At 36.1% G+C, this 14,727-nt stretch carries 15 protein-coding genes and 1 pseudogene; 10 read left to right on the forward strand and 6 right to left on the reverse strand.

The window, feature by feature from the left end; translation table 11 throughout:
* Positions 1-9: 9 nt before the first annotated feature.
* Positions 10-303: a HesB/YadR/YfhF family protein gene (locus OZZ83_RS04625; RefSeq protein WP_002314196.1), complete on the forward strand. Its 294-nt coding sequence runs from the start codon at positions 10-12 to the stop codon at positions 301-303.
* A 59-nt stretch (positions 304-362) separates the two neighbouring features.
* Here the strand turns inward: OZZ83_RS04625 and OZZ83_RS04630 are convergent, their stop codons facing one another.
* Positions 363-1,310 carry a phosphoglycerate dehydrogenase gene (locus OZZ83_RS04630; RefSeq protein ID WP_278023486.1) on the reverse strand — a complete coding sequence of 316 codons (948 nt, stop codon included), beginning with the start codon at positions 1,308-1,310 and terminating at the stop codon, positions 363-365.
* Positions 1,311-1,528: 218 nt separating this feature from the next.
* Positions 1,529-2,332, reverse strand: coding sequence for a DUF1189 domain-containing protein (locus OZZ83_RS04635; RefSeq protein ID WP_002310317.1), 804 nt, complete (start codon positions 2,330-2,332; stop codon positions 1,529-1,531).
* Positions 2,333-2,492: 160 nt separating this feature from the next.
* Here OZZ83_RS04635 and OZZ83_RS04640 point away from each other — a divergent pair, with 160 nt between their 5' ends.
* The 4 genes from OZZ83_RS04640 (at position 2,493) to OZZ83_RS04655 (ending at position 4,937) form a co-directional block, all read left to right on the forward strand.
* The gene (locus OZZ83_RS04640) at positions 2,493-3,392 is read left to right on the forward strand and encodes a cation diffusion facilitator family transporter (RefSeq protein ID WP_002310318.1); all 900 of its coding nucleotides are present in this window, start codon (positions 2,493-2,495) and stop codon (positions 3,390-3,392) included.
* Between the two features lie 47 nt (positions 3,393-3,439).
* Positions 3,440-3,910, forward strand: a complete 471-nt coding sequence (locus OZZ83_RS04645) for a GtrA family protein (RefSeq protein ID WP_002310319.1) — start codon at positions 3,440-3,442, stop codon at positions 3,908-3,910.
* 84 nt (positions 3,911-3,994) lie between these two features.
* Positions 3,995-4,603 carry a superoxide dismutase gene (locus OZZ83_RS04650; RefSeq protein ID WP_002310320.1) on the forward strand — a complete coding sequence of 203 codons (609 nt, stop codon included), beginning with the start codon at positions 3,995-3,997 and terminating at the stop codon, positions 4,601-4,603.
* A gap of 133 nt (positions 4,604-4,736) precedes the next feature.
* Positions 4,737-4,937, forward strand: coding sequence for a cold-shock protein (locus tag OZZ83_RS04655; RefSeq protein ID WP_002292860.1), 201 nt, complete (start codon positions 4,737-4,739; stop codon positions 4,935-4,937).
* Between the two features lie 49 nt (positions 4,938-4,986).
* Here OZZ83_RS04655 and OZZ83_RS04660 read toward each other — a convergent pair whose 3' ends face one another.
* The 3 genes from OZZ83_RS04660 to OZZ83_RS04670 are packed head-to-tail and all read right to left on the reverse strand — an operon-like array spanning position 4,987 to position 6,434.
* Positions 4,987-5,625 carry a hypothetical protein gene (locus OZZ83_RS04660; protein ID WP_325066013.1) on the reverse strand — a complete coding sequence of 213 codons (639 nt, stop codon included), beginning with the start codon at positions 5,623-5,625 and terminating at the stop codon, positions 4,987-4,989.
* Positions 5,626-5,649: 24 nt separating this feature from the next.
* Positions 5,650-5,988, reverse strand: coding sequence for a hypothetical protein (locus OZZ83_RS04665; protein WP_278023488.1), 339 nt, complete (start codon positions 5,986-5,988; stop codon positions 5,650-5,652).
* Positions 5,970-6,434 (reverse strand): helix-turn-helix domain-containing protein, encoded by a 465-nt coding sequence (locus OZZ83_RS04670; protein ID WP_245169371.1) that lies wholly within the window; start codon positions 6,432-6,434, stop codon positions 5,970-5,972. The genes OZZ83_RS04665 and OZZ83_RS04670 overlap by 19 nt, the downstream gene beginning before the upstream one ends.
* Positions 6,435-6,972: 538 nt before the next feature.
* Between OZZ83_RS04670 and OZZ83_RS04675 the strand changes: the two genes are divergently transcribed.
* From OZZ83_RS04675 to OZZ83_RS04695, 5 genes and pseudogenes are all read left to right on the forward strand, one after another.
* Complete coding sequence (locus tag OZZ83_RS04675; protein ID WP_278023489.1) at positions 6,973-8,919, forward strand: adhesive domain-containing protein; 1,947 nt, start codon at positions 6,973-6,975, stop codon at positions 8,917-8,919.
* 108 nt (positions 8,920-9,027) lie between these two features.
* Positions 9,028-10,707: pseudogene (locus tag OZZ83_RS04680) on the forward strand (hypothetical protein).
* Between the two features lie 5 nt (positions 10,708-10,712).
* Positions 10,713-10,952, forward strand: a complete 240-nt coding sequence (locus OZZ83_RS04685; RefSeq protein WP_002316958.1) for a hypothetical protein — start codon at positions 10,713-10,715, stop codon at positions 10,950-10,952.
* Between the two features lie 38 nt (positions 10,953-10,990).
* On the forward strand, positions 10,991-12,481 hold the full coding sequence (locus OZZ83_RS04690; protein WP_025476959.1) for a Mur ligase family protein: 1,491 nt from the start codon (positions 10,991-10,993) through the stop codon (positions 12,479-12,481).
* Between the two features lie 357 nt (positions 12,482-12,838).
* Entirely contained in the window at positions 12,839-14,065 is a 1,227-nt protein-coding gene (locus tag OZZ83_RS04695) for an LCP family glycopolymer transferase (protein WP_002334662.1), read from the forward strand.
* Between the two features lie 118 nt (positions 14,066-14,183).
* On the opposite strand, the gene OZZ83_RS04700 is transcribed toward OZZ83_RS04695, so the two are convergent.
* Complete coding sequence (locus OZZ83_RS04700; RefSeq protein WP_002310332.1) at positions 14,184-14,654, reverse strand: TspO/MBR family protein; 471 nt, start codon at positions 14,652-14,654, stop codon at positions 14,184-14,186.
* Positions 14,655-14,727 lie beyond the last annotated feature (73 nt).

The following is a 14,727-nucleotide window of genomic DNA, read 5'->3' on the forward strand; positions in this document are numbered from 1 at the left end:
GTTGTTAGGATGGAATTAACAGTAACGCCAAAAGCACAAAAATGGTTTGAATCAGAAATCGATCTGCCAGAAACTTACGGAATACGTTTTTTTGGAAAAGTCTACGGCAAAACAGAAGTTCATGATGGTTTTTCGATTGGGATGTCAGTGGAACAGCCTGAACATCCTGTCAAGAAAGTGGAAATAGAGGGGACACTGTTTTTTATTGAGGATGCAGATGAATGGTTTTTTAAAGGATATGATTTACTTGTAGATTATGATCCAAAACTAGAAGAACCAACCTATCACTTTAAAAAACAATAGAAGCAAGAGGGTGTGACAAGTTGTCACACCCTCTTGCTTAAAATAGGCTGATTCAGCTATCAATATCCTGCAGACAATTTGACTTGATTGGTTTGAAGGTCATGAGTAGCAAAGTAGCTTTTTAGATTAGTTAAAAAAATAGACATTAATTTCTTTTGAAAATCAGGTGTCAAACCTGCAATATGGGACGTGATCAGTACATTGTCCATTTTCCAAAGAGGATGATTTTGTGGTAGAGGCTCCTCCTCAAAAACGTCTAATGCTGCAAAGGAAAGTTGCTGCTTGTTTAATGCTTGTATCAAATCTTGCGTTTTAACAGAAGCGCCACGACCGACATTGATAAATACAGCTTTTGAATCAAAGTGTTCAAATATGTGTTGATCAAAGAGTCCAGTTGTTTCCTCCGTTAGAGGTAAGATATTGACGACGAAATCTACTTCAGGGAGAACTTCCTGAAGTTGCTTTAAAGAAAAAGTTTTTTCCATTCCTTCTGCTGGATGACCGGATGTATTGATTCCATAGCAAATCATATCCAATGCTTTGACTTTCTTTGCAATCATTTTTCCAATATGGCCAGTTCCAATGATTAATATTTTTTTCCCTTGGATAGGTTGGTAATGGATTGAGGAACCTAACCATTTCATTTCACTCTGTGCCCTTTGTGCTTGGAAAAGACCGCGAGAATAACCTAGAATGATTCCTAATACGTGCTCGGTGATCGATTCACTGTGGATACCACTTCCATTTGAAAGTAAGATATGTTTTTTTGAAAATGCTTCAAGGGGGAGTTGATCAACTCCCGCTGAGATAGACTGTACCCATTTCAAGTTAGAAGAGGCTAATAGTTTTTCTTGATAGTTTGAGTTCCAACCCAAACTGATTTCTACATTTGGCAGATCCTCTGGTTGTAATTCTGTCTTGAAGACATAACTAGGCGCTATAGTATGGATTTCTTCGATAAATTCGTCACGAAATGGACGATCTGCGTAAATGATTCTTTCTGACATAGTTAATTACCCGCCTTTCTTTACTTTAAGTGTAGCGCATATAAGAAGAACTTTGAAGTGCCATGCTTTTTTAGAAATTAATATTGTATAAATAAAAAAGAGTTGTGACAAAAGATGTGTCACAACTCTTTTTCCGAATAAACGGTGTTCCAGAAGTAGCTTCTGCCACAACCTCTAAAAGAGTTTATTGAAGTTGAAATAATAAGTTGTCTGTATTTCTAACTGATCGATATTTTTGACCATCCTTTGACAGCTTGAGCAAAAATAAAGATACCTGCAAAAGCAATAAATGCACTAGTGTCAAAAGAAGGGAGAAAGATCATCAAGAGTGTTGCAATGATAGTCGGCAACGAGATTGAATAAATCAATGTCTTCAAGCAATCAAGGAAAGTAGCTTTTGTTAGTCGAAAGCGTGCATAGAGAAAAGCAACGACATTGGCAAATAGTAAAGTGATCAGCAGATTCAAGAAACTAGGATAAATCGAAAATAGAAAGGTCAGGGCTTTTACCCAAATCGGTATAGATGCTTCACTTAAGAAGGATCGAAGCTGCTTACCTGTTAAATTTTTTAAAGATTCATTGGTGTAAGGAAGCTCTAACTGATTATTATTCAATAAAGCAGAGGTAGTGCCTGTATTGGGAAGAGCAATGATAAGTTTGTCTTTTAACATCCCGACACTAACGAAATTTCCCATCAAATCAGTAGAGATGTCTTGTTCTGTACGTTTTCCCTCTGGATCAAATGTAAAGATAATGGAGTTTGTTTGGTAAATGAAACCTTCTTTTTCTTTTGTTTGAAGCTGTCCGTTTTGGACTGTAAAATCAGGAATGCGGGTAGCAATCTTTTGTCCGTCCAATTGAATGTTATTTAAGACTTGAAAAACTTGGAAAGAGATTGGCAGAGCCATAATTACACTCAAAATCAGAAGATAGACAATAGCTTTCCAAAATGGAACGTTTCTCGCCTCCTTAAGGTCTTTGAATCGTATAAAGGAACTGATAATTAATTGTTTTGTTGTCATAAGTACTCCTCATCTAGTAGTGTCATCACTTGCAATTCTAGCGAAGTATCAAGTGAAATACAAGTGCTTTAAGGAAACATCTGAATGATTGGTGAAATATCAAAAAAATGTTATTCTTGATTTAAGATTATTCAATACAAATAAAATGGAGGAATGAATCGTGCATACACAGCCACAGAGATCATCAAAAAAGCTATTTGGGGTAGTGGTGCTGAATGCGGTGATCACTTTATCAGAATTTATTGGAGGGGTTGCGTCGGGAAGTTTGTCTCTTGTTTCAGATGCTTTTCATAACCTTAGTGATACATTAGCAATCATTTTTTCTTATGGAGCACAAAAAATGGCCCAAAAAGAAGCGAATGAAAGGCATACGTACGGTTACCAGCGTTTAGAAATATTGAGTGCTTTCATCAACTCATTCATACTGATCATATTATCTTTGTTTTTAGCTGTTGAAGCATTTAAACGGTTCAATTCCCCAGAAAAGATAAATAGTCATTTGATGCTGATAGTAGCAGTTATCGGATTGCTTGCGAATTTGTTTTCGACGTTATTGTTGAGACAAGAAGCAGACGAAAATTTGAATATAAAATCTAGTTATCTGCATTTGTTAAGCGATACACTGTCTTCGATAAGTGTGATTATCGGAGCAGTTTTGATTCGATTTTTCGGTATCTATTGGATTGATCCAGTTATTACATTGATCATTTCGATATATATATTGTTAGAAGCAATAATAGTGATTAAAAAAGCTGCGGCTATTTTGATACAAAGTGCACCTACGATCGACTATGAAAAAATGGAGCAAGAAATCAAAGCAATCGAAGGGGTGAAAGATGTTCATCATGTCCACATTTGGCAGTATAGCGAAAAGATTATTATTTTCGACGGACATATTGATTTTGAAGATCAGCTGCTAAGCGAGATTGAAAAGGCATATCCGCGTATAACTTCTTTATTAAAATTAAAGTATGGGATTACACATGTAACGATTCAAGCAGAGACACATGTAAAAGACCAAAAAAAATTAATTTTTTTAAATAAAGATGAAAGTTACTGAAAAATAGAGTATGATAAATAAGAATTTCTAATAAGGTAGGTTGGCTCATGAAGCAGTATCGACAAATAAAAGGATATTTAGAAGCAAAGGGATATTGGGAGATACTGGTTTATCTCTTTTTTGGTGGTTTGGCTACGATTGTGAACTTTGTTAGTTTTGCCCTCGCACGCCAATATTTTGATTTAAGTATGGCTCTATCCAATTCTATTTCATGGTTTTGTTCTGTATTGTTTGCTTTTGTGACGAACAAACTTTGGGTATTCCATTCAAAATCACCGAATTTTACACATGCACTTATTGAATGTGGTAAGTTCTTCTTTTACCGCATCCTTTCTTACGGGTTGGACATGGGAGCAATGGTGTTATTAATCAATGTCATGAACAGCAATGAATATGTGGCAAAAATTATCACTCAAATTATTGTTATCCTAGCTAATTACATTTTCAGCAAGTTGTTCATTTTCAAAGAAACTGAGGTTTTTGAAGAAGAAGTAGGCCAAGGAGAAAAAGACGACTAGGCATAACTATTGAAGAATTTCCTTCTCTTTGTTACTCTTTGTAATGTAGACATTATAAAGAAAACATTGAGGAGGAATTTTTTTATGACTTACACATTACCAGATTTACCTTATGCATATGACGCATTGGAACCTTACATTGATGAAGAAACGATGCACCTGCATCATGACAAGCATCACAATACTTACGTAACGAATTTAAATGCAGCAATCGAAAAATATCCAGAATTAGGCGAAAAAACAGTAGAAGAATTATTATCTGATATGGATGCTGTTCCAACAGATATCAAAACAGCTGTACGCAACAATGGTGGTGGACATGCTAACCATTCATTTTTCTGGGAAATCATGGCACCGAATGCGGGCGGCGAGCCTACTGGGGCAATAAAAGAAGCAATTAATGAAGCTTTTGGCGATTTTTCTTCTTTTAAAGAAGAATTCAAAAAAGCAGCAGCTGGACGTTTTGGTTCTGGTTGGGCTTGGCTTGTAATGGAGAATGGGAAATTAGCTATTACCTCTACTGCAAATCAAGATTCTCCATTGATGGAAGGTAAGACACCAATTCTAGGTTTAGATGTTTGGGAACATGCTTACTATTTGAAATATAAAAATGTACGTCCAGACTACATTGCAGCATTCTGGAATGTTATTAATTGGGACGAAGTAAATAAACGTTTCGAAGCAGCAAAATAACTATTTTCTCCATCATATCAGTCTTAAAAATAATTTGGAAAATAAACGAGCGAAAGCTTGCGAGCGTTTTCTAAATTGGGTATAATGTTCTTGCAAGGTTACTTGCAAGAACTTTTTTGGAGGCTATACATTTATGGAACACGGAACAGTTAAATGGTTCAACAATGAAAAAGGATTTGGGTTTATTACAGTAGATGGCGGAGATGACGTATTTGTTCATTTCTCAGCAATTCAAGGAGACGGCTTCAAGAGCCTAGAAGAAGGCCAAGAAGTAGAATTTACGATTGTTGAAGGTGCGCGCGGTCCTCAAGCTGCTGAAGTGACTAAATTATAATAATTTGTTGGATAAAGACACGACTTCTTAGGGAGTCGTGTCTTTTTGTCTATTCAAGAAGTTTTTTGATTTCTTGACTAAGTAAATAGATTTGTTCACTAGATATTTCATAACTAATTGTCAAGCAAGGTACATCTTCTTCATAAGTAACGGTTTTTAAAGAAGTATCAGTTGTTCGGATGATCAATTCCGGCTTGAATAAAAGGTCGTTAGTAAACACAACATTTAAATACATACTCAGCTGTTCTTGAAGAATTTCCATATATGCTAACTCCAAACCAATCGGAAGGTCACTCTCAAATTTGATTTTGATTTCTTTATTAAAGTAAGTAGGAGAAATGATTAACATGAACGCTTCTGCTAAATTCCAAGAATGCAACCAATCAAGTTCCTCAGATTCGTTTTTAAATTGTTCCGTCAATCGGTTGATTTCTCGGTGGAATGCCGGATAACTCATCTCGATAAAAGAGGTAATTTCATGTTTGACGATCGAAAATTGAGGAAATAGCAATCCATGCATCCCATTTGCGAGCAGTGTACTGTTCAACAGCGACTTTTTTGAATGGATTTGGGCAGACTTGAATCGATTGGAGTGAATATAAGAATAAAAACTAGTCTGCAGTTGTTTTACAGGAGTCGCAATTTTTGTATGGATACGCAAAGCAGTTTGCAGATAGTCCTCTTTCAAATAAAAAGCAGCCCGAGATTGCATCTAAAGAAACAAGAACATGCTATCTGTCAGACTGAAACGCATACGTTTATAATTCGTTGTTAACTCTTCAGCCATTTTTTCAAAGCCATTCCAAAGGTCAAGTGAAAAATCAGGTAATTCTTTTGCTGGAATAACGTGTCCTTGTTGAGAACGAAGATAAGTAACAGCTAGTATAAAGGACCATTCGATCATTTTTATCTTATTTGGTTTTTGATGAACGATAGCAAAAGAATCCTCCACTTCTGAAAATAATTGATGAAACTCTATTGAAGCAAAAGGCCATTCAACACTGCGATAGGATGGCCATAGTATCAAATAAATCAAATAACGAATTTGCATCTCACTTCCTTTGAAATACATCTCGCCTTTTTTTGTTTTGATCTGCAGTTGATATTTTTTAGTATCTGATTGATGCGAGTAATGTGCCGCCGAAGGATGGATTCACTGATATTATTATCCTCAGAGAATTCCGCAATCGTTACTTTCGAGTCAAGGCATAAATTTTTCAACAGATGAAAAATAGGCGAGCGCTTCAAAATGGACAGAATCAATTCTTGAAAATCCGAATTGGTACCTAAAAATAAATAATTACGTCCTTCCTTTCTGAACTGATCGCTAATGGAGAGGGTGCGTACTTGTTCACAATAATTTTGTACAGAACGTTTGTCACAAGCAGTGAATTCAGCTAATTGTTCGATAGACCAAATTTTATTGGAATGATAGATGGTATCAAGAATAGTAATCTGTAAACGTGTGGTCTTTTCCAATAATGAATAAAAATCCATGAATTTTAATTCCTCCAATCAATAATTAGTACTTAAGTTATCTTGATATTAAAAAATAATGTTATTTTTTAACGGAAAATGTATGCAGAAAAAACAATTTATAATAAAAAAAAGTTTGTTATATGAAAAGCTATACCTTTAGTTTGATAAACAAAATATTGATTTTATTGTTATTTTATTTATTTGTGAATAAATTTACTTCAAAAAAAATAAAAATATTTTTTATTCTTTTATGCTTAATTTCATTATAATTCATCTCATAAAAAAAGCATAATTTTATACTAAAAATAGAAAATCGATTATTTTGTACTTTATTTTCGTGAAAACTGGATAGTTATTTAAAAAAAGATTAAAACTTAATAATAGATTTATCATTGAGATGTTGTTAAACTTCCTCTGACTTAAGTTGAAAACAAAATCTGCACAAAAAGATATCTTTTTGATTAAAAAATGATAGCTAAGGGGTGTTGTAATCTTTTCTTTTTTATAACGATCAAAAATTTGGGGATGACCGATAGAAGGGTGACAGGAGGAAAAAATGAAAAAGGATTATAAAAAAAGTATGAACCAGAAGGCACGGGCAAAAAGTAGATCGAAAAAAATCTTGCTTGCCGGTACATCCATTGCAGCTGGTGTGATGTTAGGGATCACACCAATCTCAATGGCTACGCCATTATTTACTATTGGTTCTCAACAAGTACATGCAGATGTAATCAGTGGGCAACTGTTTAACAATTTAAGTACAACGAATACTAGTGGGACTACAGCTGCTGCCCCATTTCTTCTTCAGGGGGCGAGTCGAGATGTTGATTTTGTTATATCAGCGAATAGTGGTATTGATGTTAGCGTGATTAATGGAACGCGTCGTGCTGTCTTAGCTATTCCAGAAGAAATGCAAGGATTGGTCACTCCGAATGGAACTGGTACTTTCTACACAGATATTTTGCTTCCAGGAAATAGTTTAGCACCTCTATTAAATATTGTAGATGGAGCGGTGACTACTTTGGTAGGAGCAGTAGAAGGTTTGATTAATTTGAATCCTTTAGCTACAGTGAATCTTTCGGAAGTTTATGAACAACTTGCTTTATTGAATAATCTAAGTACACTGACTTCTGCTGAAGTAGAATTGCAGCTTCAAATGCAAGGGGATGAATACATCTACGGAGAGCTAGACGGTGCCTTGGAAACCGTGATACGAGAAAATTTAAGTAATATATTGAGCGGAATCAATAATGCAGTTCAAGCAATCGAGGCAACTTCAACTGGAGGGCTTCTTGGAGATGCAGCGGCCGGAACAATCAATACTGCTTTAGCAGTTACAGTCAAGCCAGCGTTCAATCTTACGTTTAATACCGCTTTGGCATTGGTGAATGTCGGTTCTTATTTCCTTGGTAATCTTGCTGATGCAAGTATTTTGGGTGAAACGACTGTTACTATACCGACAACGATCCAAGATCCTACTTATGCAGACTTAACAAATGCAGGTGTCGACATGACTGTTCCTTATGAAGCAGGATTTATCGGTACCATTCTTAAATCAGACATTCTATCGATCTCTATTGCTTCGAATGTTGATGGCTATTCTCCAGTGTTTTATGCAGCTGAAGAAGTCACTGCTCCTTATAACGTAGAAGTTACAGGTAATTCTACTGATGGTTATGAGGTGACTGGGATGGCAGATCCCAATGCCACAGTTCGTATTTATGATGATGAAGGAAATATGATTGCAGAGGGACAAGCAGATGAAAATGGTAATTTTGCTATTCCAGTCTCGGCAGAAGATGTTGTGCCCTTAGAACAGATCCAATTGATTGCTTATGATGAAAATGGTGTAGCAAGTGCGCCAACAGCAGCAATTATTCCAGATGATGATGAAGGAGATGCTGATGCCGATGCCGATGCTGATGCCGATGCTGATGCGGACGCTGATGCGGACGCCGATGCCGATGCGGACGCTGATGCCGATGCGGACGCTGATGCCGATGCGGACGCTGATGCTGATGCGGACGCCGACGCTGATGCCGATGCGGACGCCGATGCCGATGCCGATGCGGACGCCGACGCCGATGCTGATGCCGATGCGGACGCTGATGCCGATGCCGATGCGGACGCTGATGCCGATGCGGACGCCGATGCCGATGCCGACGCTGATGCTGATGCTGATGCCGATGCTGATGCAGATGCCGATGCGGACGCAGATGCCGATGCGGATTCTGACGCAGATGCCGATGCCGACGCTGATGCTAATCATCCAATGGGAGACATGCATTCTCATGATCAAGATTCAGTGCAGATGCCAATAAGACATGGTCATTCAAATACTCCAAAACCAAGTACTACAGGTGGCTCTACACCGAAATCCTTGCCAAAAACTGCTGAGACATTTCATAGTTCACTTTCTTGGTTAGGAGCAGCTCTGTCTACACTATCTGGTTTAGGAATTTGGAAAATCAAAAAAAATAAAAAAACAGATAACAATAAATAATTAAGAAAGAAGCCGTTGCGGCAAGCAGTTCCGTATCTATGATTTTTTGATAAAAACGGATGTTCAGATTTTGTTTGCCGCAACTTCTTTTTAATATGAGGTGATTGAGTGCTAGTTAAGACAAAAGAAAGCTATTTGCCAGCAATCAAAGAAATGATAGAAACAATTGAAACAAATATATCAAAACAATTGATGATCGTCTCTACAGGAGATTTTACGAATAGAGGAAAGATCTTTGAATTCTACGGCAGTAATTTTGATACGATTTGGCGGAATTTTTTGACAGCATACCATGTCAATAAGCTGGATCAGGCGACTTATTTAAGAATTGATATTGTTATTGAAGAAGAAAAAAACAACTATGAGCAGTTTATACAGCACTTAAAAAAATCAGAAGAAATAATTACATTGATTTCAATGTAAGAATTGATGGGCTAAGAAAAAGAAGTTTCTTAAAAGAAGAACTGGTAGCAAATGCGATCATCAAACCTAGTAAAACACATAAAGTTGGGAAGAATCTTCCTGATTTAAGAATCGACGCTCAAAATTACCGCAGTTATGTGAAACGCAAGTATGGTCGTGAAGAGACAGATCTCAGCTACTTGGAGCGTTCTGCGTTCTATTACTTTAAAACAAAATCTTTTTATTTTGAAGGCGGTCATATTTATCCTTTGCAAGATTACGGTAATGGAAATTGCTTACGGGAAGTTTCATATGAAAATTTATCAGAAATAACAGATCTAGTGATCGAAAAAGGAAGTATATATCTACAAAACCAGCTAACTGCTACAGGAAAATTTATTTACGGATATTATCCTTGTTATAATCAACTGCTTAAAGGTTACAATTCCGTGAGACACTTTTCGTCTTTATATGCGCTAGCCGAAGCAGCAGAATACTTTTCGGATGAAAAAATGCTCTCAGAGGTTGAAAAGGGTTTAGATTGGGGGATTGAAAATCTGACTTCGGAGACTGACGGTTATTTTTTAATCAAGGATTATTTAAACACAGAGATCGAATATAAGCTAGGAGCACAGGCTACAGCAATCTTAGCTTTTTCAAAATACATCGAACAAACAGGTGATGAACAATACGTTCCAATCCTAAATCGTCTGATAGAAACTGTTTCCGCTAAATTTTTAACAAATGAGCATCGAACGATTCATGTACTTAATGCACAACTAGAAACGAAAGAAAAATTTCGGATCATTTATTATGATGGTGAAATTTTATTCTCTTTGCTTCGAGCATATGAGATTTTAGGCAATAAAGAAGTTTTTGCTATATGTCAAGGTTTGATGGACCAGTTCGTAGCGAACGACTATCAAAAATATCATGATCATTGGTTAAGTTATGCGACCAATGAAATGCTGAAACATAGCCAGACAGAAGAATATTATCGCTTCGGTATAAAAAATGCGTTAGATAATATCGACTTTATTGATAAAAGAGATACTGCTTATCCTACGATGCTGGAATTGCTTGTCGCTGCTTCAAAAATGATGAGAAAATTGGAGTTCAGCACGTGGAGAAAAACGATTTTTGCTGAAGAAACTGACTTCTATAAGGTAAAAGAAAGAATAAATACAGTAATGAAAAAAAGGGTGAGACATGAGATTACTACTGGGGTCATGTTCCCTGAATTTGCTCAATTCTTCAAAGAACCAGAAACAATAAAATATGGCTTTTTTTGCACGTCATGATCGTTTTCGTATGAGGATCGATGATGCAGAGCACTTTTTATCAGGATTGATTAACTATCGAATGTATGATCAAAAGAAGGAGTGAGAAGAATGGTTGGATTCATTCGCTTTGTTACATTAGCTGCATTTGGTGTTTTCTATTTAGGTCTTAAAATACGTCGGAAAAATGATCAAAAAAATAATCTGAAAGAATCAGATTTAAGTCAATATAAGAAAAATGAAGAAGGGTTGTATCCTTGGGAAGTGGATCAAGATGATTCTCCGAAAAGGATCGAACCGAATGCCTCCAGATATGTAAACCAGGCAAGGCCAAGAAGAGGCAGGTGGTAAGGCGTCTAGAAAAAAACAAGAAAAACAGGAGGAGAGTTATGACTTCGATACATTCATTATTAGTTGATATGGATGGCCATTATTTAAAGAAATATAGAGATTTAGATAGAAATATCCAAGATGTTGAATATTTCTCAGGCCACTTAAAACGAAACATGGATTATTCTGATACGATGTTTGTTTGTGTTTCGCCAGAAAGAAGGAGTTACGTCAATCGAAAGGTCGTGAAATGGCGAGATGGAAATGAACAAATCATCGGAAAAGAAAATTGGTTTGGGGTGATCGTTACTGAAAAACCAATCATGGATCCGTCAGTGACGACACCACAGTTCATCGTAGAAGATAGTTGGAAATTTTTATTGGAATTATCTGCGAAATTGCGTTCCTGTTTTGTAAATCCGGTTGTTGCGATTACCGGGTCAGCAGGGAAGACTTCTACGCGAATGATGATCACTCATTTGCTTCAAGAAGAGAAAGTTTTGGAAAACAGGGGAAATCACAACGTTCGGTTTGCTGTTCCTTTATACATGAGTAAATTACTTTCTAATCCTGATGTCTTGAATCTTGAAGTTTCTGTCAATGCTTTGAATTCATATGATACAGGGTCGATGTCTAATTTGATACAACAAGATATTGCTATTGTGACTTCAATTGGAGAAGCACATCTTAGTTCTTTAAAAAATACAAAAGGAGTAGCAGTGCATAAAGCAAAAATTTTCGAAGGCCTGAAACAAGATGGAATCGCCATCATCAATGGAGATATAGGAAAAGAAGAATTTTCAATTTTAGTAAGCGCTGCTGAGAAAAGAACCAGCAAAATAGTGGTCTATTCATTACATGATGCTTCAAGAGATGTTTTTGTGAAACAAATCTCACAAAAAAGAGAATATTGCGAAGTCCTAGTTTCTTTTTTCGGAGAAGATATTTTATTGAAACTTGCAGTTTCTTCAGAAGGGATGATCGCTAATTCATTGGCTGCGTTGATTGTAGCAAAAGAACTGAAAAAAGAGATCTCTCCATATATAAAAAAATTTGAGACATTCAAACCACTACCTAAGATATTGGAACGTACGATTTATACATCAGAAACAGGGACAGACTTCACCTTTATTGATGATACGCATAACGCTTCATTGCCTTCCATGAAAAATGCAATCAATTACTTTGATGGGATACAACCATTTTATAAAGGAAATAAAGTCTTGATACTTGGACAAATCGCTGATTTAGGCGATTCAACAAAGCAAATCCACCGCTTTGTACAAGAGGAGTTAAACCAATCGGCTGCCACGCATATTTATGGTTATGGGGAACATTTTAAATTGCTTTTTGAAGAAGGACAGAAAACAGATGATCGGCTTCAATGGTTCGATTCACTTCAGGAATTATGCAATGATCTGGAAACAAAACTAATAGAAGACAGTTTAGTTTTAGCAAAAGGATCAGTTACTGGAAGTGATTTTCATGAAATCGGCAAATATGTGCGTCAGATCGGAAACAAGCATAATATGAAAAGTCAGACTTTATAGAAGGTATTAGGGAAACGCCATGTTAGTCTGAACAGAGTAAAGAGGAATCGTTAAAATGACGGGAAAGGAGTGTGGCAAGTCGATGTCACACTCCTATTTTTGTGAAATACCTGGTTGTTCAATTTTTCTAGCAAAAAATGCATAAAAAAAGATAAAACGGTTATAAACTGCGTATATTCGGGCTTTCGAACTTTTTCGTGGTGTGGTATGATAGTTAAGAATTTTGAGAAAATTTTTAAAAGAATGGTTATTATACAAGAATTATTTTTTAAAGTTTTCTTATGATTAAAAAGTGAATTTGCTGATTGAACAGTTGTATGAGACAATATTTTAGAAAATGTGAGACAGAGGTGTACTATGAAGCAATGGCAAAAAGTTCTATTAACCTTATTAGGTATACTCGTTTTGCTGATAGCCGGATTATCAGCATACGGTATCAGATTTATGGGAGAAGCGAGCCAAACAGTAAACAAAATATCTAAAAACTCTAATCGAATATCTTCCAAACGTTCTGAGAAAGTAAGCATTGATGACAAAGAACCGTTTTCGGTTTTGCTATTAGGTTTAGATACCGGTGGATTAGGAAGAACAGAACAAGGGCGTTCTGATACGATGATGGTAGTAACAGTTAATCCGAAACAAAAAAAATCAACGATTATCAGTTTGGACCGAGATATTTATACGAATATCGTAGGGTATGGAACGGTAGATAAATTAAATCACGCCTATGCATTTGGTGGCGTCGAAATGGCCATGGATTCAATTGAACAACTGCTTGATATTCCTATTGATCATTATGTAACCATCAATTTGGACGGTATGGAAGATTTGATCAATGCGGTCGGCGGCATCAAAGTGAATAATAAAATCGACTTTACGTTGGATGGTGTCCATGTACCAGTAGGTGAACAAACATTGGATGGAGAAAAAGGATTAGCCTATTCCCGAATGCGACACGAAGATCCAGAAGGAGATATCGGGCGACAACGTCGTCAGCGGGAAGTAGTGACGAAAATCGTCAATAAAGTTTTAAGTTTAGATGGCGTAAGCAATTATAGAAAAATTTTAAAAGCAGTCGAAAACAATGTGACAACAGATTTGGATTGGGATGACATGCTTGATGTAGCAACGAATTACACGCCGGCGTTCGAAACGATTAAACAAGACCAGTTGCAAGGTGAAGGTCAAATGATCAATGATATCTACTATCAGATTTTAGGACAAAACGATCTCCTATCGATTCAAAATGAACTGAAGAAACAATTAAATATCAAAACCAGCGACACATTACCTAATTTGAAAAATGAGAATGCTTCAATGATGTTCTTTGATGATTCGGAAGGTGCCGATTCGACAACCGGTGATGGGTCGAATAGTGAAGGATACACTGATTATTCTTCCTATTCAGAAAACACCTATGATCAGTACCAAGATCCGAATACCTATTATCAGCAAACAGAAGATACAAGTCAGTACTATACACCAAGTCAAGATACTCAAAGTTATGATCCTTATGCTGGACAGGAACAAAATGGTTATGGTTATGACCAGAATAATGGGTATGGAACAACAAGTGGGTACTAGAAAAAAATAGTTTGGTTAATAAAGGGTGCCACCTAAATTAGACAAAAAAATCTAACTTAGGTGGCACTCTTTTTATGTGTTAAATATACTTTCTTAACAAGTTTTTAGTTTTTAGCACTTAGTTTAAAAAATAAATCGAATAATTCAGTAGAGTTGCGAATAGTACCCATAAATAATAAGGAATCATGAGCCACATGACTAGGCGATGATGCAGCCATAATTGATACATAAGCACTGACAAGAAAATAACCAAAAGTGTAATATCGATTGCTGCAACGAAGATATTTCTTAAATTAAAAAATAGAGCAGTCCATATGAAATTAAAAATGAACTGAATCACAAAAAGACCTACAAGGTTGTTTCGCTGTTTTTTGTTGTTGTGATTAAGCAACAAATAAAGAGAAATACCCATCAAAATATACAATAAGGTCCACATTGGTCCAAATATCCAACTAGGTGGTGCAAATGGCGGAAGTTGTAAAGAATAGTAATATTCTCCAGGATTTCCGCTAAGCAATCCTGATAAAAAGCCTAATATGACAATTCCTATAACACAAACCCAAAAACGAATATCTTTTATCATCTTCATTCTATTAACTCCTTTCTATAATAATATTTTACATGAAGAATCACAACAATACCTGTATTTAGTTTGTGAAGTA

This window comes from Enterococcus sp. E5-162 (assembly GCF_035725965.1).
Classification (GTDB): Bacteria; Bacillota; Bacilli; order Lactobacillales; family Enterococcaceae; genus Enterococcus_B; species Enterococcus_B lactis.